This is a genomic window from Corynebacterium sp. HMSC034E11 (assembly GCF_001835905.1).
Lineage (GTDB): Bacteria > Actinomycetota > Actinomycetes > Mycobacteriales > Mycobacteriaceae > Corynebacterium > Corynebacterium coyleae.
In genome coordinates this window covers 29,413-49,083 of sequence record NZ_KV826421.1, presented here as the reverse complement: position 1 = coordinate 49,083, position 19,671 = coordinate 29,413, and the positions used below count along the sequence as shown (strand labels likewise).

At 63.9% G+C, this 19,671-nt stretch carries 17 protein-coding genes; 9 read left to right on the top strand and 8 right to left on the bottom strand.

Annotation, left to right across the window (positions count from 1 at the left end):
- Positions 1–2: 2 nt before the first annotated feature.
- The 6 genes from HMPREF2690_RS10725 (at position 3) to HMPREF2690_RS10700 (ending at position 5,095) form a co-directional block, all read left to right on the top strand.
- A complete protein-coding gene (locus HMPREF2690_RS10725; protein ID WP_083308073.1) occupies positions 3–1,109 on the top strand; it encodes a sensor histidine kinase in 1,107 nt (368 codons plus the stop codon).
- On the top strand, positions 1,106–1,786 hold the full coding sequence (locus tag HMPREF2690_RS10720; RefSeq protein WP_070569369.1) for a response regulator: 681 nt from the start codon (positions 1,106–1,108) through the stop codon (positions 1,784–1,786). Before HMPREF2690_RS10725 ends, HMPREF2690_RS10720 begins: the two co-directional genes overlap by 4 nt.
- A gap of 81 nt (positions 1,787–1,867) precedes the next feature.
- Complete coding sequence (locus tag HMPREF2690_RS10715; protein ID WP_070820869.1) at positions 1,868–2,782, top strand: ABC transporter ATP-binding protein; 915 nt, start codon at positions 1,868–1,870, stop codon at positions 2,780–2,782.
- Positions 2,779–3,525 (top strand): ABC transporter permease, encoded by a 747-nt coding sequence (locus tag HMPREF2690_RS10710; RefSeq protein WP_070820868.1) that lies wholly within the window; start codon positions 2,779–2,781, stop codon positions 3,523–3,525. The genes HMPREF2690_RS10715 and HMPREF2690_RS10710 overlap by 4 nt, the downstream gene beginning before the upstream one ends.
- A 3-nt stretch (positions 3,526–3,528) precedes the next feature.
- Positions 3,529–4,278 (top strand): ABC transporter permease, encoded by a 750-nt coding sequence (locus tag HMPREF2690_RS10705; protein ID WP_070820867.1) that lies wholly within the window; start codon positions 3,529–3,531, stop codon positions 4,276–4,278.
- Positions 4,279–4,300: 22 nt separating this feature from the next.
- Positions 4,301–5,095: a spermidine synthase gene (locus tag HMPREF2690_RS10700; RefSeq protein ID WP_070820866.1), complete on the top strand. Its 795-nt coding sequence runs from the start codon at positions 4,301–4,303 to the stop codon at positions 5,093–5,095.
- On the opposite strand, the gene HMPREF2690_RS10695 is transcribed toward HMPREF2690_RS10700, so the two are convergent.
- Positions 5,037–7,421, bottom strand: a complete 2,385-nt coding sequence (locus HMPREF2690_RS10695) for a bifunctional lysylphosphatidylglycerol flippase/synthetase MprF (RefSeq protein ID WP_070820865.1) — start codon at positions 7,419–7,421, stop codon at positions 5,037–5,039. The genes HMPREF2690_RS10700 and HMPREF2690_RS10695 overlap by 59 nt on opposite strands.
- Entirely contained in the window at positions 7,418–8,635 is a 1,218-nt protein-coding gene (locus HMPREF2690_RS10690) for an alpha/beta hydrolase (protein ID WP_070615325.1), read from the bottom strand. The genes HMPREF2690_RS10695 and HMPREF2690_RS10690 overlap by 4 nt, the downstream gene beginning before the upstream one ends.
- Positions 8,636–8,655: 20 nt before the next feature.
- Here HMPREF2690_RS10690 and HMPREF2690_RS10685 point away from each other — a divergent pair, with 20 nt between their 5' ends.
- Positions 8,656–9,270: an esterase/lipase family protein gene (locus HMPREF2690_RS10685; RefSeq protein WP_070820864.1), complete on the top strand. Its 615-nt coding sequence runs from the start codon at positions 8,656–8,658 to the stop codon at positions 9,268–9,270.
- Here HMPREF2690_RS10685 and HMPREF2690_RS10680 read toward each other — a convergent pair.
- The 5 genes from HMPREF2690_RS10680 to HMPREF2690_RS10660 all read right to left on the bottom strand — a co-directional run bounded on the left by HMPREF2690_RS10680 (position 9,267) and on the right by HMPREF2690_RS10660 (position 14,309).
- Positions 9,267–10,307 (bottom strand): glycoside hydrolase family 25 protein, encoded by a 1,041-nt coding sequence (locus HMPREF2690_RS10680; protein WP_371326035.1) that lies wholly within the window; start codon positions 10,305–10,307, stop codon positions 9,267–9,269. The genes HMPREF2690_RS10685 and HMPREF2690_RS10680 overlap by 4 nt on opposite strands.
- 64 nt (positions 10,308–10,371) lie before the next feature.
- A complete protein-coding gene (locus HMPREF2690_RS10675) occupies positions 10,372–11,481 on the bottom strand; it encodes a cysteine desulfurase family protein (protein WP_070820927.1) in 1,110 nt (369 codons plus the stop codon).
- 10 nt (positions 11,482–11,491) lie between these two features.
- Positions 11,492–12,631: a THUMP-like domain-containing protein gene (locus HMPREF2690_RS10670; protein WP_070820862.1), complete on the bottom strand. Its 1,140-nt coding sequence runs from the start codon at positions 12,629–12,631 to the stop codon at positions 11,492–11,494.
- Positions 12,621–13,496, bottom strand: coding sequence for an NUDIX hydrolase (locus HMPREF2690_RS10665; protein WP_070820861.1), 876 nt, complete (start codon positions 13,494–13,496; stop codon positions 12,621–12,623). Before HMPREF2690_RS10665 ends, HMPREF2690_RS10670 begins: the two co-directional genes overlap by 11 nt.
- Positions 13,497–13,514: 18 nt before the next feature.
- On the bottom strand, positions 13,515–14,309 hold the full coding sequence (locus tag HMPREF2690_RS10660) for an ABC transporter ATP-binding protein (protein ID WP_371326034.1): 795 nt from the start codon (positions 14,307–14,309) through the stop codon (positions 13,515–13,517).
- A 139-nt stretch (positions 14,310–14,448) separates the two neighbouring features.
- Between HMPREF2690_RS10660 and HMPREF2690_RS10655 the strand changes: the two genes are divergently transcribed.
- Together HMPREF2690_RS10655 and glgB are read left to right on the top strand one after the other, a co-directional pair.
- Positions 14,449–16,470 (top strand): maltotransferase domain-containing protein, encoded by a 2,022-nt coding sequence (locus HMPREF2690_RS10655; RefSeq protein WP_070820859.1) that lies wholly within the window; start codon positions 14,449–14,451, stop codon positions 16,468–16,470.
- Positions 16,471–16,478: 8 nt separating this feature from the next.
- On the top strand, positions 16,479–18,656 hold the full coding sequence (glgB, locus tag HMPREF2690_RS10650; protein WP_210401394.1) for a 1,4-alpha-glucan branching protein GlgB: 2,178 nt from the start codon (positions 16,479–16,481) through the stop codon (positions 18,654–18,656).
- Here the strand turns inward: glgB and HMPREF2690_RS10645 are convergent.
- Positions 18,653–19,671 (bottom strand): HNH endonuclease signature motif containing protein (locus HMPREF2690_RS10645; protein ID WP_070820858.1); only part of this gene is annotated, 1,019 nt, incomplete at its 5' end. The genes glgB and HMPREF2690_RS10645 overlap by 4 nt on opposite strands.

The following is a 19,671-nucleotide window of genomic DNA, read 5'->3' as shown; positions in this document are numbered from 1 at the left end:
GCATGCGCTTGTCGACGACACCCCTAACCACGATCCGCAACGCCTCGTTTGCAGCCTCGCTGGTGATGATGTGTGCACTTGGCGTCGTGTCGTCCCCGCAGGCATTGAGCTTTGCGTTGCTTGTCGGCGCGCTGGTGGTGCCGTTTACGCGGTGGCGCTGGCCGCTGGCAACTGTGGTCGGAATTGCTGCGGCCCTGGTAGTCGCGTCGTTTAGCGAGGTGCTGCCGATCGGTGTGATCGCGCTTGGCCCATTCGCTGCGTATGTGACGAGGCGCCATCTGCCTGTGCCGTTGCGTGACGTCGCAACCGCTGGCCTGCTCGTCGGCGATATCGTCGCTATCGGGTTCGTTGTGCCAGCTCTTCGGGAACTCGAGCCAACGGACCGAATCCCATACGTCGTGTGGAGCGTAACCCTGCTGACCGTGGCGTTACTCTTCGGCGAGCTGCGACGCCGAGCCGACGAAAGTGCGGAGCAGGAGCTGGCGCGCCAGCGTGCCGAGTTTGAACGCGCAGCCCAGGAGCAGCGCGCCCACTTGGCGCGAGAAATCCACGACATTGTCACCCACTCACTGACCGTCATTGTTGCGCAGGCCGACGGCGCGCGCTTCGCCGCTACCCCGGAGGCGAAGGACGAGGCGCTGCACACCATCGGCAACGTCGGCCGCGACTCGCTGCGCCAGATGCGCGGCGTGGTGGAGCTGCTGCGCGACCCTGAACAGCGCCCCCTTGAACCAACAACGCAACTGGACATCGACGGCTTGGTCGCCACCAGCCGCGCGGGCGGGCTTAACGTCGCATACACCGCCGAGGGCACCCCTCCCGAGCACCTGGCCCCGGCCACCGCGCTTACCGTCCAGCGCATCGTGCAGGAGTCCCTGACCAACGCCATGAAGCACGGCACCGGTCACGCCGAGCTCTCGGTGCGCTGGGGCGCAGATACCGTCGTGGTAGAAATGACGAACCCGGTCGCTCCCGGCGCGACTACTCGTCCGGGCCACGGAGTGGAGGGCATGCGGCAGCGCGCGGCGCTTTCCGGCGGCACGGTGACCGCATCCGCCACCCCCGCCGGCACCTGGACCACAACGGCAAGGATCCCGCTGAACTCATGATCACTCTCGGACTCGCAGACGACCAAGCGTTGTTTCTCCACGGCATCCGCAACGTCATCGACTCGCAGCCGGATTTGGAGGTGCGCTGGCTCGCCGCCAATGGTGCTGAAGCTATCGAGGCATCCGGCAATGCCACGGTGGACGTCGTGCTCATGGATGTGCAGATGCCGGTGCTGGACGGCATCGCCGCGACGAGGCAGGTCGTCGCAAAGCATCCGGCGACAAAGGTGATCATCCTGACCACGTTTGACGACGAAGCCTACGTCCTCGGCGGCCTTGGCGCCGGTGCCAGCGGTTTTCTGCTCAAGGATGCCGAGCCGGAGGCTTTGCTTGACGCTATCCGCACCGTGGCTCACGGCGATGCGGTGATTTCGCCACGGGCGACGAATAGGGTCGTCGCAAAGCTGCATGCGCCGGATGAGGAAACGGTCGCTCTGTCCCCCGCCGACCGGCTGGCGTTTCGCGAACTGACGGAACGCGAGCGCGAAGTGCTCGTGGCAATCGGCCGCGGGTGGTCCAACGGGGAGATTGCCCAGCGGATGTTCATCTCCATGCCCACGGTGAAAACCCACGTGGGCCGGGTGCTGGCGAAGACACAGTCGCGCGACCGCGTCCACGCAGCACTTTTCGCCTACCGCACCGGGCTAGTATCGCGCACCGACCTGTTGGACTCCTGACGCGTCATACCCCGGTATCACCTTCAAAATCGTCCCTCGCGCCGACGCGAAACCCCTTTCCGTTGCGCGAGCCTTGAGGTCATGGAAACACCGATGATTCAGACCCACGGTCTGACCAAAACCTATGGACACACAGACGTCGTCCACAACCTCGACCTCAAGGTCGCTCCCGGCGTCGTGCACGGTTTGCTCGGTCCGAACGGTTCCGGCAAATCCACCACGATGAAGATGCTGCTCGGCCTCATCGCCCCCACGCATGGCGACATCAGCGTGCTCGGACACCCCATGACGCGAGCGAACCGCGCGCATGTCCTTGCCGGTGTCGGCTCGCTCATCGAAGCCCCCGCCGCTTACCCACACCTCACGGGTGGTGAAAACATGCGTATTGTCGCGCGTCTGCTCGGCGCCGATCCCGAAGCGGTGCGCCGCGCGGTGTCGCTGGTGCGCCTCGAGAGCCAGATGGACAAGATGGTGAAAAACTATTCGCTGGGTATGAAGCAGCGCCTCGGCATCGCGATGGCACTCGCACGCGACCCGCAGTTGCTTATTCTCGACGAGCCCACCAACGGCCTTGACCCCGCCGGCATCGAGGAAATCCGCGAACTCATCATCAGCCTCGCCCGCGACCAAGGCCGCACGGTGCTGGTGTCGAGCCACCTGTTGTCCGAAATTGAGAAGATAACGACCGACCTGACCATCATCAATCACGGCAAGCTCGTGTTTCAGGGCTCCCAAGACGAGCTGTACAGCGCGCAGTTGCCGGATGTGTTCATCCAGACGCCTGAGGTTGCAACCGCAGTTTCGGTCCTTCGCGCACTACAACCGAAACGGGTCGAGGGTGGTGTGGAGCTTTCCGGGCTTGACGACGACCACCTCGCCGATACCATCGCCCTTTTGGTTGCACACGGCGTGCCACTCCACCAGGTCCTGCGAAAACGGCGCAGCCTCGAGGACATCTTCATCGGCTTGACCAACGACGAGGTGGCAAGCGCATGATGGTGGAATTTGCCAAACTCAAACGCACCAAAATCGTGTGGCTGAGCCTGCTCATGACGGTGGGGATCGTCCTATTCGCCAACATGAGTCTCTTCGCCGGCGACAACGCCGCCGCATTCCGGGCCAACCCAGAAACCGCATGGGCGGGACATCTCATCGGATTCGCCATGGCGCTGGCGTTTTTGACCCCGTTGCAGCTTGCACTGGTGGCCAGCCGCATCGTGGATACCGAGCACATCAGCGGCGGGTGGCGGCTCAACGCCATCGCAGGAACTCGGCCTGGGGCGCTGCTCCTTCGAAAGTTAGGTGTTGCGACGGTGGTAGTTGTCGTCGCAAAGAGCATTGAGTTCGCTGGGGCCATAGCGCTGCCCCTCGCGATGGGCGCGCCTGCACCGCACGGATCCATGCCGGCCACTTGGCTGCGCTTCGGTCTCGGTGTCGCGGGCACCACACTTGCGCTCCTCGCTGTGATGCTCTTGCTAGCCGCGCTTGTCGAGTCGCAACTTGTCGTGCTCGCCGTCGGGGTCGTCGGCGGGTTCTTTGGCATCGCATCACTGCTGTCCCCACCGTGGCTGGCTGCAGTCAATCCTTTCGGGTACATCGCTGTGATCCTCCCGTTCGGATTCACTGAAGCAGGGGTCACCCCGTCGCAGCCCGGCTGGGTGCTGTGGAGCGGCTACCTCGTCCTCGCCGTAGCGGTCTTGGTCGCCGGTACCAAAGCCCTGGATCGAAAGGAAATCTAGACCATGGACCTAATCCTTAACGACCTGCTCAAGTTTCGACGCTCCCACGTCTGGGCGGTCGCGTTCCTCGTCCCCGTAGTTGCCGTCGCGATCGGCGCCGGCAACTACGCCGCGAACACCGGCACCCTGACCGCCGGTTGGGGCAGCTACTTCTCGCAAGTCATGCTGTTTTATGGGTTGCTGTTCTGCACTGCTGGCATCGCGATCCTCGCCGCAGCCGCCTGGCGTGTCGAGCACCGCGGGCACAACTGGCTCACCATGCTCACCTCGACGCGTTCGGTGAGCAACCTGGTGGCGTCGAAAATCGCCGCGATCGCGGTTACTGTCGCAGCGATGCACGCTGTTCTCATCGGCCTCACGTTGTTCGTCGGTTGGGCGTTGGGGATTCCCGGTGCAGTGCCAGGCGAGCTCCTCGTCGCAGCGTTATTGGCCCTGGCACCAGCCGTTGCGGTGGCGTCATGGCAGTCACTGCTGTCTATGGTCATCCGTAGTTTTGCAGCACCCATCGGCATTGCGGTGGTGGTAAGTCTCGTATCGTTTGGCGCACTCGCGGCTGGGGTGCCTGGCGTGCGGTTCATCGTGGCGCCTGCGTTGTTGTCGCACACGCTGTGGCTGGGCAGTTCCGCCGTCGCCACCGCTGGAGCGCTCGATACTGGCACCGTTACAGGCGTTCTCGCTGCCTCCTCAGCGTTGACCGTGGCTGGCTGGGCGGCTGCAGTGGCCTATCTACGGGGCACCGACGCGCGCATCTAGGCGCCAGGTACCCTCACCAGCCATGGCCGCCAAAAGTGAGTTTTATGAAATCGACACCGGTGTCGCGGAGGTGCTCCACGAGCCGGACGGGTCGATGGTGTTGCTGGTCAACGGGGTGCCGAGTTCCCACATCGTGCCGGGCGACCCGCAGCGCCTCGATTTTGAGTACATGCGCTGGATGGCGGACTTTTTGGATACCCACTACCCGGACGAGGCGAAGCCGAAGTCGCGGCTGACACACCTGGGCGGTGGTGCGTGCACGCTGGCGCGTTACTTCGCCAGCGCGTGGAAGGGCTCGCGCAACACGGTGGTGGAGATCGATTCCGAACTCGCGGTGCTCGCGCGCGAACTCTTCGACATTCCCCGCGCGCCGACGGTGAAGATCCGTGTCGACGACGCCCGCGACGTCACCAACACCTTCAAACCCGCCACCCGCGACGTGATCATCCGAGACGTGTTCTCGTCGGCCACCACGCCGCGGAATCTGACGACGGTGGAGTTCTATGCGGCGGTGCGGTCGTCGATAAGCGATCGTGGCTTCTACCTCGCCAACTGCGGCTCCCAAGCCGACTTGAAGGAGGCGAAAGAGGAACTCGCCGGCATGCTGGAGGTGTTTCCCCACGTTGCGGCGATCGCCGACCCGCCGATGTTCAAGGGGCGCCGCTACGGCAACATCGTGCTCATCGGCGCGAACCACCCCATCGAAGCCGGCGACGTGCTCACCCGCGAGCTGCTCAAAGGCGCAGTGCCAGCGCAGTTCAAGGGGCTTGCGTGGGCGCGCCGCTTTGCGACGACCCCACGCCACGACGAGCCATAAACTCCTTCACCACCGCTACCATGTCGGTCGCCTTCATATCGGGCAGATAGCAGTCCACCACGGCCAAACCAATCGACGCGAGCGCCATCTCGTCGTCGTACGCCAAGTTCCAACTAGTGTGCGTCGGGTGGAACTTGTGCTTCGACGCAGCCAGCGAGCGAAACCCGTACAGCGGCTCGATCTGCGCTCCGGTCTTATCCAGCACGATCTCCAAGAACGAGGTTGGCGCATCCGTGCGTGCAAGCGGCGCCCCCGAGAGCGACACCCACTCGAGCCCCTCACTCCCGGCGATGACGGCCGCCTCGGCAAGCAGGAATTCGATCACCGGCCTGAATCCCTCGGCGTCGCGGCGCATGAAGTCGAGCGTATAGCCCGCAAGTTTGCCGTGCTCGTACACCGGCAGCCAGCTCGTCACGCCGTGGAGGCGTCCTTCTTCGTCGACGGCGAGGAGCAGTTTGGTGGCGTCGTCGTCAAGTTCATCGAGCCCGCCGAGCGTAAACCCCATCTCCGGCAACGCCTTGTCTGCCACCCACTGCTCCGACAGCGCGGCAATGCGCTCGCGCATCTCAAGCGTGCACTCGCGCCAGGTCGTCCACACCGGGCGAACGCCTTCCTTAGCCGCCCTGTTGCGCGCGGTGCGGATGTTTTGAAACTTCTTGCCCTTGAACTCGAGATTATCGGTGTGCAACAACGATTCTTCTGCGACGTGGACCGTCCGGAAGCCAGGCCGGTGGAACGTCTCCGGCACCGAATACCACGCCACGCGCCACCCTTGATCCGCAGCGAAATGCTCAAATGCGTCGGCGACTGTCGTCTCGTCCGCCCCCTCAGCCACGACAGGCGAACCCACCGTCACGGCAACATTGTGCGACACACGGTACGCGACGTATCCGCTGTCGCCTGCGAAAAAGTAACGGTTGCCATCCCACAGCCCCATCCACGCAAGATGATCACCTGTCCCGGATTCGAGCATGCGCCGTGCCCTCTCGCGCTCCTCCTGCATCGGTGCAGACGGCGCTGAAGAAAGCACACGAAACAGCATCCACAGCAACGCACCCCAGAACACCACGCCAACCCATTCGGAGAGCACCCACGCCGCCGGAGCATTCGGCACAATCTGATGTCCCAACTGCACGGCCACTGCAGGGGGCATAAAACGTGCAGGAAGCTCCGCAACGACACTGCTTAGGGTGACATCCCCGATGAATCCGTCGCGCAAGATAAGGGCGCCGGTCACCCACGCGGTTGTCGTCGATAAGAGCACTGCGATACCTGGAACAAGCATCGGACGCAGGTTCGACCCAACGCGGAACTTCGCCTGCTGAGCAATCAACACCGCCAGCATGAGCACCCACGGCAACACCACCAAACCGGCGTTCACGGTGGTCAGCGCGTCGCTGCGCACGTCGAGCACCTGCGCCACCACAACCACCAACGACGCCGCACACAACACCGTCGCACCCCACCACGCCAGCCGCCGGCCGCGACGCAGCCCAAGCGCAAGCACCACCGCAAGCACCACCGGCACCAAATTGAGCAACAGCGGCCCCAACCCACTTTGCTGGTTAATGGCCATGGCCTCCCAGCAGGCAAGCGAGGAAGGATCCACACAACGCTCCTGAACCTCGCGCGCGGCCACCGCAGGCTCCCACATCAAGAGGCTTTCCGCCGCAAAAGGACCCTGCGCCGCAGGGTTGAGCGCAGTCAGCACGGGCCCGACCGATACAGCAAGGAGTAACACTGCGACGAGGACACGCGACTCCCGCAGCGTCGGTCGCGCCGCCGTGAACTGACGCGCTCCGGCGAGCACGCCACAGGCAAGGCCCACCACAACTGCTGTAAACGCAGCAACAGAGGTCAGCGTTCCCGAATACAACACAAGCGTGCCGGTCAGCGCCACAAGTACGAGACGGACCCTGCGACGCCACAACACACCCATCGACGCAGAGGCGAACGCAAGCGGCCCAATCATCCACGGCAACGGGGTGAGGTAAGTCTCGTTAACCAAGTCGGCGCCCCACCTGTTAAACCCTGCCTGTTCAACCATCGCGCCGAGCACACACGCCAACGGAAACACCAGCGCATGCGATGCGGCTGCGGCGACAACGAACCTGCGTGAACCCAAGATATGCTCTGCGGGAACGGCGAAGCACACCGCGGCGAGCGTGGCATAGATTGCCTGGGCGACATTTGGCGTTGACAAGCCCGCCGTGATCAGGTGCCACAAATGCACATCGGCGGGAAGGTCGTAACCCAGATGCGCCCGCCACGGAAACAGCGCCCACATGAAGGCGACAAGGATCAGCGTCACTGGGACGTGTTTCATTTCAGTCCTCCCCGGTGGGCGACGAATTCGAAGCTCTCGCGCAGCGCTACCCGCCACACTTGGTAACTATGCGCTCCGGGTAGTTCGGTGTAGGTGGTGTCCATCCCCGCCGCGCGGGCAAGATCGTTCAGGTGAGGCAGCGCGGTGCTTGCCATCTTGTCACTCTCTCCTGCGACGAACCGGCCCGCAATGCCGCGGTAAGTATCGGTCCCCTTCGCGTTTGCGAGCAGGTCGGCGGGGTTGATTGCTTTGAAGGCGTCTTCATCGCCGCCGAAGAGCTCGTTCACCGTCTTGTCGTGGTTGCCAAGGGATGGTTCGGGCTCCCCGGAGAAATCCAGAAACGACCCGTATGCCTCAGGGCTGTTGGTCACGACTTGTAGCGAGCAGGTCCCGCCGTAACTCAGTCCCCCGATCGTCCACGTCGACTGGTCAGGATTGACGCGGAACGTGTCTTTCAATAGCGCAGGAATATCGCTGGAAAGGTAGGTGTGCATGGCAGCGTCCGGCCCGTCGACGCATGCGGGGTTGCCCGTCGCGGAGCCTGTCGCATCAACACTGACGACGATCGGAGAAACCCCTCCGTGCTCCTGCTGGTACGCATCGGCGGTTTCTGCCGCCTGCCCGTCCGTGAACCACCCCATTGGGGATCCTGGACTTCCCGACATCAGCACCAGCACCGGTAGTGTGGCGCCGTGCCAATACGCGGGCGGCACGTAGACGACTGCATCCCGTTCAGGTGGGGCGGGCACCGTGACAAGGGCTCCTACTTCCCGGCCGTGCAGTTGTGGGGCGGTGTCTGTGCGTTCGAACTGCTCTAGGCTCATCGCTACGGTCACGCGCACGGGGTGGAACGATCCAAGCGTTGGGTACTGCTGGTATTGCAGGTTAGTGCCCAAGAATGCGAAAACTACCGCTGGCACCGCAACAACGGCCAAGAGCAGCCGCCGCCGACTGACTATCGCCGCAACTACTGCGAAGACGCCCACCGCCCACGACGCGTAGACGCGCAGCGGAATGCTATCAGGGAACGGTTTCGGCCACACGGTCAGCGCAAATACCACAACGCCCATGAGCGCAGCAGCCCCGAGCACTGCCCACCTCAAGCGGCGACGGCCAACGAGCACGGCGACAAAAATTACGCATACCGCCAGCGCGACGTAGATGACGACAGCAGCTGTGCCGCCAACCACCGGGATCGATCGAAGTGTTTCCACAGTGAGTATGTTTACTCCCTATGGCGCTTGCGTCCTATATCCCGAGGTTCCTTCCGGATCCATCCACAGCATCTTCCCAGCCACACGTCGTTGTCGCGTTGCACGGCACGCTCGGAGAACCTTTTGCGTTCCGCAAACTTGCACGTGAGTTGGAGCGGAAAGGGGTTGGTCTCCTCGCGCCTGCTTTTGGCCGAAGGGGCACATTGCTTCTCGACGACTGCGCCGCCGAAATCGCCCACACCATCACATCGTTGCCCGAAACGGCCAGACGCGTCGACATCGTCGGGCACTCCTACGGCGGGCTCGTCGGCCTTCGGGCGCTGGCCGTGCCGGAGGTTCGCAAGCGCGTCCACACATTGGTCGGTCTCGGTGCGTGTTGGCGCGGCACTGACAGCGGATGGTGGCCCAGGTGGCTGGTGCGCCGGGTGATCGGGGAATCCTTCGTCGGGCTCGAGGAGCACGACACGCAGCCGGTAGTTCCCCCGAACGTTGAGGTCGTCTCGATTGTCTCGGATGCGGACCGGGTGGTGCCGGCGTCGTCGTCAAGCTTGGGGCGCGTGGTGCACCTCCACGGGGTTGCGCACAACAGGCTTCCGGCCCAAACAGGGCCGATCATGCGCGCCCTGGGCTGTTAGTGCTTCAGCGCGTTATCCAGCAAGATCAGCAGATCGCCGATCTGGTAGTTGCCGACCATCATGGTGCGCAGGTCGTCGATAGGCAGCTCGCCCTGGCCTGCGAGCTGCTGGACCAAGCGTGCGATTGCGTTCGCATCCGTCAGATCAAAGCCTGCGACACGTGCGGCGTCGATGAACTGCTGCACACCAAGACCACCCGCGGCCAGTGCAAGGACTGCGACAACCAACTTCGTGCTGTCCTGCTCAAGCACGCGCAACTCCCCGGAATCTGGCGCCTGGAAACGCTCCAACACGCCACCAGCAGCGTTCAGGTTGCCCGCGGCAAACTGGTTCAACTGGCCAGACGTGCCGTTGAACAGGTTCATGTCCACCGGGGTGTTGATGCCGACGACGCGGCCGGAGTCGCTGCGCTGCCAAAACGACAACTTGTCCCAACCCCCAACCGGCGCCGGGGGCTGATTCTGGTACGCGGCAAGCCACAGCGGGTAGGACGTGAACGCAGAGGTGTCGTTCATGTGCTCGTACCAGAAGTAGCGGTACGTGTAGATCATCGGCTTCTTGCCCGTCTGCGCCTGCACCTCAGACAAAAAGCGCTGCGTCCACGCCGCAAGCTGGACCGGGCCGAGGCCCTCGGCGACCTCCAGGTCGAGCACTGGCGGCAACTGCGTTGCCGGGCCCTGATTGATCACGGAGGCGAAGTAGCGCGCCTGGGTCACCGGGTCCTCAGCGGGGCGTGCGTAGTGGTAGGCGCCGACCTTCAGGCCAGCTTCGGCGGCCGCCTTGGCGTCTTCGTCGTAAAACTCGTTCTTCCAGCCCTCCCCCTCGGAGGCCTTGACAAAGGCGAAGTCCTGGCCACCGATCGTGCCCACCGAGCGCCAGTCGATGGCCGCACCGCCCGGACGCTGGTGGCCCGCGACGTCGACGCCAGAGATCAACCCAGGGATCGACTGGGCGTCGGCTTGACCGAGCGGCGTGACGGTTGTAGCAAACAGCAGGGCGGCGACAGCGGCCGCTGCGGAACGGATTCGGCGAGACATCTGCATGCGGGCAACACTAGTGCACCCAAATCACACACATCACACGCGACACGCGCGTTGCCGGTTAGAGCGCGCCAGCTGCCCGCGCCTTTTCCACCACGTCCGGAATCATGTTGATAAACGCCTCCACGTCCTGCGCCGTGTTCGTACGCCCGACCGTCACGCGCAACGCCCCCATCGCCTCACGCTCGCTGTACCCCATCGCCTCAAGCACGTGGCTCATGCGCAGCACGCCACTGGCGCACGCCGAGCCCGCCGACACCGAAATACCCTGCACGTCCAGCAACATGATCAACGCGTCCGCGTTCGCGCCGGGGAACATAAAGTGTGCATGGCCCGGAAGCGCGGGCTCTTGCGTTGCGACGACCACCCCATCAACCCGCCGCCTCACCCCCTCAATGAGCGCATCCCGCAGACGCTCAATCTCGGTGTGTTCTGCGATCGCCTCCTCGAGCGCGACCGCCGTGGCGGCGGCCGATGCGACGTCGACCGTGCCGGAGCGGATCCCGCGCTCCTGACCCCCGCCGAGGATCACGGGTTGCGGCGCGGGCGAGCGCTTCGCCAACAAAATGCCGGTGCCGCGCGGGCCGCCGAACTTATGGGCGCTGGCCGCAAGCGTGGTCGCGCCAAGCGCGTGAAAATCCACCGGCACGTGACCTACGGCCTGCACGGCGTCGACATGCACCGGTGTGCCGGCGGCGGTGGCGCGCTCAATCGCTTCACCCACCGGTTGGATCGCGCCAGTTTCGTTGTTCGCCCACATCATCGTCGCAACCGCCGCCGGCGTATCCAGCGCACTCAAGTCCGTCACGTGCCCGTCGCGACCCACCGGCAGCCACTCCACATCCGCCCCAGTCTGGCCCAGAGACTTGACTACCTCGAGCACGGCGGGGTGCTCGATCGGCGTGGCAACCACCCGATCCAGCTCGGATGCATCAAACAGCCCACGCACCCCAATGTTGTTGGCCTCTGTGCCCGAGCCGGTAAACACCACCTCGACGGGGTCGGCGCCGAGGGCGCCCGCGATGCGCTCGCGGGCGTCGGCAAGCACAGCGTTCGCCTTGCGCCCCGCGGCGTGTTGGCTTCCCGCGTTGAGGGCGCCTGCGTGTTCCACCCACGCGTCGATCGCACTTTGGCGCATCGGAGTTGTAGCAGCGTGATCGAAATAGACCATGCGCCCAAGGTTAGGCGTGCACGCGCGGCCCGCACACATGCGCCACCGCCTGATCCCCAATCCGTGCGATCACCACCGCCATCTGTGCCTTGCCGCGCAGCTTCAGTTTCTTGCGCAACTGGTCCGGGTCCACATCAACGCCGCGCACGAGGATCTCCACGCTGCCAGCACCGTGGGAGGCGAGCACCTTCTTCAGGGCACGCAGCGGCACCGCTTCCAGGAAGGGAAAGCCACTGTAGCCTGCTGGGATCTGCTCGCCTGTCAGATACGCGATGTGCTCGTCGAGCATGTTCAACCCGTGACGCGCAGCCCACCCACGCACCAGGCCCGCGCGCACCACTGCCCCGTCCGGGTCGATGATGTAGCGCTGAGGTGCGGTGACGTCGACGGTGTCGTCGTCAAGATCGGTGACGCGCTCCTCGCCATCTCGCAGGACCACCGCTTCTCGACGAACCCCTCCCGCCAACCCCGGCGTATACAAACACGCCTCTTTGACGCCGCCGTCGACGGACACCACGCTGACCAGCCCATCCCACCCCGAATAGTCGATGCCCGGCGCGCACTTCACTGCCATCTCGCGGCCGGCGTGCGCATCGAGCAAATCCGGCAGCGGTGGAAGCAACTGGGCTGGGTCGGTGATTCGGCGGCCCCCGGCGCGACGCGCTGGATCAGCAACCACCACCCCGTCAGACGTCACCGGCCTGAGCGCATCCGCCTGCGCCAGCCACGCCTCTTGCCCCAAGTTGTGCCGCGCCATGATCAAACGAGGCATGTCTAAGTCGCTGCCCATCCACGCAATGCCGCGCTGACGAAACGCCGGCGCCTCCGAGCCGACAGAACACGTCACGTCGTGCACCATCTGCGCTCCCGCCTCGGCAATGCGCGCGGCACGTACCCCCGCTACGCGTGCTGGGGTGGCCTGCTGCGCGGCGTCGGCATCGGTAAGCCAAAGGGCAGGAAACTTGCCGGCTGCGGCGCGCCGGGCGGCGATAAGCGCGCTGACGGCTCGGGCGTAGTCGCCAAAGTGTTGGTCCAACACCGCACGGTCGGCGAACACACTCGACTTAGTCAGGGCGATCTCGGGCTCGACTGCGGAGATCGCGTCAGCGTTCGCTGCGAGGAACCGTGCCTCTGCGACGCTAAATGTCATAGCGTTTTCCAATCCGGTCTACTGGTCGGAACGTGAAGAACTCTTCGTATCGCGCATCGTCGACCGGGTCACCGATCACGGGAGCGAGGCTTGCTCCTTCCGCGGCGTGCAGGACGTCGTCGACAGTGTCAAAGCGTCGCAGCTCGCTTAACTGCGCCCACGTGGAGGGGGCGAGGCGAACGAGGCCGTGGCGCCAGCCGTCGAGAAGCAATTTCGGCGGGAACCAGTTCGCATCATCTGCCTCGTCCGTATTCGAGTCAGGCTCTTGGCCCTCCGGGTTGGCAGCAACGAACGTAAACGTGTCAAACCAATTGCCGCTTTCGGACACCCCCACCCAGCGCGCCACCGGCTTGAGCAGGTCCGCGCACACGTTGAGGTTGCTCTCCTGCAACACGTCAGTCAGGGAAAGCTCGTGAGATTCGAGCCGGAGGCGGTGGTTGTGGAAGGGGCGGGCGTCGTCGAGAAGCGTGCCGTCATCGTCAACCGCAAGCAGCGTGCCAGTCTCCTCGAACAGCTCGCGCACCGCCGCGAACAACACCGCGTGAGCCTTGTATTTGGTCACCCCGAGCTGGCGAGCAAGCGAAATCGCGGAACGCCCAAGCCACAACTCGCCATCGTCCCAGGCACGCGGCGGGAAATCACGCGAATCCACCCCGCCGCCCGGAAACACTGTTAGCCCCGGGTAGTTCGGCATGGACAGGACACGCTCCTGCACCCACACCTCAATCCCCTCGGCGCTATTACGTAGCAGAATTACCGTCGCAGATAAACGCGCACCGAAAAACCCGCTCTTCTCGCTCGGGTCAATCGAATCGGCCTCGTCGTGCGACAACACGGCCTCGTTGCGCTTCTTCTCCGTCGGCATTGCTCCCACCCCGGCGGTCTACGCCCGGTGTGCACCCCTACGGGCTGAACGGGCGCGGCGTGCGAAGAAACGCCCGTCATCGCGCGTCACTTCGATCGGCTGGTGGTAGGCGCGCGAGACGTTCTCGGACGTCAGCACGTCATCGATGAGGCCTTGGGCGACAATCTCGCCTTCGTCCAGCAGCATCGCGTGGGTAAACCCGTCCGGGATCTCCTCGAGGTGGTGGGTGATCATGACGATCGCCGGCGCATCGGGGTCCATTGCCAGATCCCCCAGGTAGGCCAGGAGGTCCTCACGGCCGCCGAGGTCCATGCCGGCGGCGGGCTCGTCGAGAATGAGCAGCTCCGGGTTGGTCATCACGGCACGCGCAACGAGCACGCGCTTCTTCTCGCCGTCAGACAGGGTGCCCCAGCGACGGTCGATCAGGTGCATCGCGCCGACTTGCTCAAGTACTTCGAGGGCTTGGTCGTAATCCATCTCGTCGTAGTCCTCGCGCCAACGCCCCAAAATGGCGTAACCAGCGGAGACTACGAGGTCGCCGACCTTCTCGTCCTCCGGCACACGGTTCGCCACCGCGGAGGACGTCACACCGATTGCGGCACGCAAGTCGCGCATATCGGTGGCGCCGACGCGCTCGCCGAGAATAAACACATGCCCCGTCGACGGGAATTCCTGCGCCGACGCCATCCGGATCAAGGTGGTTTTGCCGGCGCCGTTCGGCCCGATGACCACCCATCGTTCATCGAGCTCGACCTGCCAATCGACAGGGCCGACGAGCGTGTGTCCGCCGCGAATGAAGGACACGTCGCGCATGTCGATGAGCAGGTCCGGATCTGTCACCAATTCCTCTGTCTGATTCACGTCCCCCATCTTGGCCTATTTCGGCCCGCGTGTGTGGTTGCCCCGCGCTACCCTGGCGGGTGAATCAATGGTCGCTCGGAAGGTTTTGATGATGGTTGCTCGCTTCGGCATCGACGACGTCCGCCCCCAGGTCTCTGGGCGCACGTTGCCGTCGAAGGCGGTTGTTGGTGCGGTCGTGCCGGTTTCCGCGTTGGTGTGGCGCGAGGGCCACGATGCGATTGCTGCGACGCTGGTACTTGTCGCGCCGTCGGGTGCGCAGTACGAGGTGCCGATGCACGCCGAGTTTTATCGGCCGGATTATTGCCATGCGGTGTTTGTGCCGGACGAGCAAGGTCTGTGGCGCTATCGGGTGGATGCGTGGAGCGACGTCATGGCCACGTGGCGCAACGCGGTGGAAAAGAAGCTCGCCGCCGGCCAGTCGGAGGCGGAGTTGGCCAACGATATCGCGCATGGCGTGGAATTGTTCGACGCCGCGATTGCTCAGCATTCCTCCCCGGTGCTTGCCTCCGCGCGCGCATCGCTTATCGACGACACCCTGCCCCTTTCCCAACGCATCACCCCCGGGTGTTCCCAGGAGGTGCAAGACGTGCTCGCCGAACACCCCCTGCGTGAATTGGTCACCCGCGGGCCCGTCGCCGATATCCTTGTGGAGCGTCGCGAGGCACTCGTGAACTCCTGGTACGAACTGTTTCCGCGCTCCACCGGCGGTGTGGATAAAAAGGGCAACCCGATCCACGGCACCTGGGCCACCACCGCGGCGCAATTGGACCGAGTGGCGGCGATGGGATTCGACACCGTCTATTTCCCGCCCATCCACCCGATTGGCGAGGTCAACCGCAAAGGCCGCAACAACACCCTCACCCCCGAAGACGGCGACGTCGGCTCCCCGTGGGCCATCGGGTCTAAATACGGCGGCCACGACGCCTTCGACCCAAACCTGGGCGGCGAGGACGAATTTTTGGACATGATGGACCACGCCAACGAGTTGGGTCTGGAGATCGCCCTCGACTTCGCCCTGCAGGCTGCGCCCGATCACCCGTGGGCGAAAGAGCACCCGGAGTTTTTCACCGTGCTCGCCGACGGCACCATCGCGTACGCCGAAAACCCGCCAAAGAAATACCAGGACATCTACCCGCTGAACTTCGACAACGCGCCCGAGGCGCTCTACGCCGAGATCTACCGGGTGCTCATGTACTGGGTCAACCTCGGCGTGACCACCTTCCGTGTAGACAATCCCCACACGAAGCCGGTGAACTTCTGGCACTGGCTCATTTCCAAGGTCCACGAAACCGACCCGGACGTCATCTTCCTCGCCGAGGCGTTTACCCGCCCGCCGCGCATGTACGGGCTGTCCAAGGCTGGGTTTAGCCAGTCGTACACCCACTTCACCTGGAAGGTGACCAAGACGGAACTGACCGATTTTGCCCAACTGCTTGTCGACGTCGCCGACGTCTCCCGCCCCAACCTCTTCGTCAACACCCCCGACATCCTGCACGCCACCCTGCAGACCGGTGGCCCGGCAGCGTTTGCGCTGCGCGCCACACTCGCCGCCACCATGAGCCCGTTGTGGGGTGTGTACTCCGGCTACGAACTCTACGAAAACCGCCCCGTCGCCGCCGGCAGCGAGGAATACCACGACAGCGAAAAATACCAACTACGCCACCGCGACTTTGACGCCGCGCTCAAACAAGGCAAATCCCTCGAGCCGTACCTGACGCTGCTCAATCAGATCCGCCGCGACAACCCTGCCCTGCAGCAACTCCGTCAGATCCGCTTCCACCACATCGACAACGACAATCTGATTGCCTACTCAAAGGTCGATGCGATCACGGGCAACGCGGTGTTAGTCGTCGTCAATCTCGACCCAACCGGCACCCAAGAAGGCATGCTGCACATCGACGCCGACGCCATCGGACTCGACCACGGCACCTTTGACGTCCACGACCAGATCACCAACGAGCGATACACCTGGACAACCGCCGAAACCGGCAACTACGTCAAACTCACACCCGAGAAAAACGTCGCACACATTCTGCGTTTGCCCGAGGTTGCGCAGGATCGTCGAGAAGCACTCGCGTACCGTCAGATCTCAGACCACGACTACCGCCCCTAAGGACCACCATGAACACCAACCTGCTCATCCCGGACGGGGACCGCCAACGCCTCCTCGCCTGCACCCACAACGCACCCCACGACATCTACGGCTGGCACCCCCACGGCGACGGATCCATCATCCGCACCCGCTTCATCGGTGCCGAACGCGTCGAACTGCTCATCCACAACGCGTCCCAACCCATGCAGCCGCTTGGCGACGACATCTGGGCCACCACCCTCGACGACACCCACACCCCCGACTACCGCTACCGCATCACCTACCCCGGTGCAGCCCCCATCATCGTCGCCGACGCCTACAACTTCCTACCCACCCTCGGCTCCCTCGACATCCACCTCATCAACGAAGGCCGCCACGAACGTCTCTGGGACGTCCTCGGCGCGAACGTCCGCACCTACGAAACCACCCTCGGCGTCGTCACCGGCACCTCATTTGCCGTCTGGGCACCCAACGCCACCGGCGTAGCCGTCATCGGTGACTTCTGCTCCTGGAACCCCAGCCAGTACCCCATGCGCAGCCTCGGCGTCTCCGGCGTCTGGGAAATCTTCATCCCCGGCATCGGCGACGGCGACGCTTACAAATTCGCCATCCACACCGCCGACGGCACACGCATCGACAAAGCCGACCCGCTGGCTAAACGCACGTTGACACCACCCGAGACGGTGTCAGTCGTCGCAAAGCAAAGCGAATTCGAATGGAGCGACCACGACTGGATCACCGCCCGTGCCGGACGCGACGCCACCAACTCCGCCATGAGCATCTACGAATGCCACATCGGCTCCTGGAAACAAGGCTCCACCTACGCCACGCTTACCGACGAACTCGTGCCCTACCTCGTCGACAACGGCTACACCCACGTCGAATTCCTCCCCGTCGCCGAACACCCCTTCGGCGGCTCCTGGGGATACCAAGTCACCGGCTACTACGCCCCCACCGCACGCTGGGGAAGCCCCGACGACTTCCGCCGCCTCGTCGACACACTCCACGCCAACGGCATCGGCGTCATCGTCGACTGGGTCCCCGCCCACTTCCCCAAAGACGACTTCGCCCTCGCACGCTTCGACGGCACACCCCTCTACGAACACCCCGACTGGCGACGCGGCGAACAACGCGACTGGGGCACCTACGTGTTCAACTTCGGCCGCCGCGAAGTCCGCAACTTCCTCGTCGCCAACGCCCTGTACTGGTTCGAAGAATTCCACCTCGACGGCATCCGCGTCGACGCCGTCGCCTCCATGCTCTACCTCGACTACTCCCGCGAACCCGGCGAATGGCTCCCCAACCAACACGGCGGCCGCGAACACTGGGAAGCCGTCCAATTCCTCCAAGAAATGAACGCCACCGTCCACCGCGAACACCCCGGCGTGCTCACCATCGCCGAAGAATCCACCGCATGGCCAGGCGTGACCGCCCAAACCGACGCCGACGGCCTCGGATTCTCCATGAAGTGGAACATGGGTTGGATGAACGACACCCTCGAATACTTCTCACTCGACCCCGTCCACCGCTCCCACCACCACAACGAAATCACCTTCTCGCTCGTCTACGCCTTCTCCGAACGCTACGTCCTACCGTTCAGCCACGACGAAGTCGTCCACGGCAAAGGCTCCCTGTGGCAGCGCATGCCTGGCGACGACTGGAACAAAGCCGCGGGCTTACGCGCCCTTTACGGCTACATGTACTCCCACCCCGGCAAACCACTCATGTTCATGGGCTGCGAATGGGGCCAAACCACCGAATGGGACGAAGCCCACTCCATCAACTGGGACGACCTGCACCGCGACTACCACGCCGGCATCAAACGCCTCGTACGCGACCTCAACCTGGTCTACCGCGACACCCCCGCCCTGTACTCCCAAGACAACACCCCCATGGGCTTCCAGTGGATCAAGGGCGACGACGCCTCAAACAACGTCCTCGCCTACATCCGCTGGGGCGTCGACGCCACCCCAGTCCTCGCCGTGATCAACCTCTCGGGAGTCTCCCTGCCCAACTACCGCCTCGGCCTGCCCGAAGCAGGCGCATGGGACATGCTGATCAACACCGACGAATCAGTCTACGGTGGCGCGGGCAACGAACTGCCGCGCACCGTGCACACCGAACCCACCGAGTGGGACCGGTTCGACCAGTCCATTGAGCTGCACTTACCTGCAATGAGCGTGCAGTACTACGTCCTCCGGCGCTAAGAGCCAAAGAGTTGGTCCATTGCCCCGCGGTTGGTGTTTTTCACCAGGTAGCCGCGGGGTGAGATCCATACTGGCGCACCCCGCACCATGACGATCCGGCCCCGTTTCTTACGCCACGGGTCATCATCATTGACCCGGTTGTGATACCTGCATAGCGGCGCAAGGTTGCCAATATTGGTCTCCCCGCCATGCCGCCACGCCTCCACGTGGTGAAGCTCGCAGTTGTCTGCTCCGTGACGACACCCAGGAAACGCACACACCGGGGAGACCAGCTTGGCCAAATCGCGCTGCTTCTGATTCGCCAAACGCTGCGTGCGGTACAGATTCACCGCACCGGCCTGCGGGTGAAAGGCCGCCACCTCAAGCGCATCACCGAACTGGGCGGCGAGAAACTCCGCACCGGTCATGGTGGTGCCATCGGTCATGGCCAAGAGCACATCATCACCATTGCCATCCAAGATGCGCAGATAATCCGGCAACGGTACTAACACCGTCGGACGCGGCGCTGCAGTAGCCACCTTGCCCTCGCCGAAGAAGATGCCAATCAGGTTCTCGGCAATCTGGGGTGCAGCCGGACGCTCCTGATCAATCCCTAACCGCCCGGCGTGTTCCATATCGGAGATCTCCCGCTCGTCATAGGTTAAGTGCAGGGTGCGTTTGCCGTTTCGCGACGGGCCAAATTTCGCCGCATCCACCGCCGGTGTCTTATCCGCCGGCACCAACGTACGGGCTGCAGCCTCAATCGCCCGGTAGCCACCTTCGACCTCAAGCAAGGCCAGGCGCAGCGCCCACCGCTGGGAGGCATCCTTGACCGGTGCGATGCGGCGCTCGATCAGTGCGAGCTCGTCCAGCGAGAACGCCCGAGCTCGCGTAGCGGCCACCGCCTGTTTGCGCGTGAACTTGGTGCGCCCGAAATACACATCGCGCAGCCGCGCCCAGGCACGAGCACGATCCGGAGCGAAGCCCGAGACGAGTGCAACATCAAGGTCGAAGTCAGCCAGCGTCTCTAACGCTG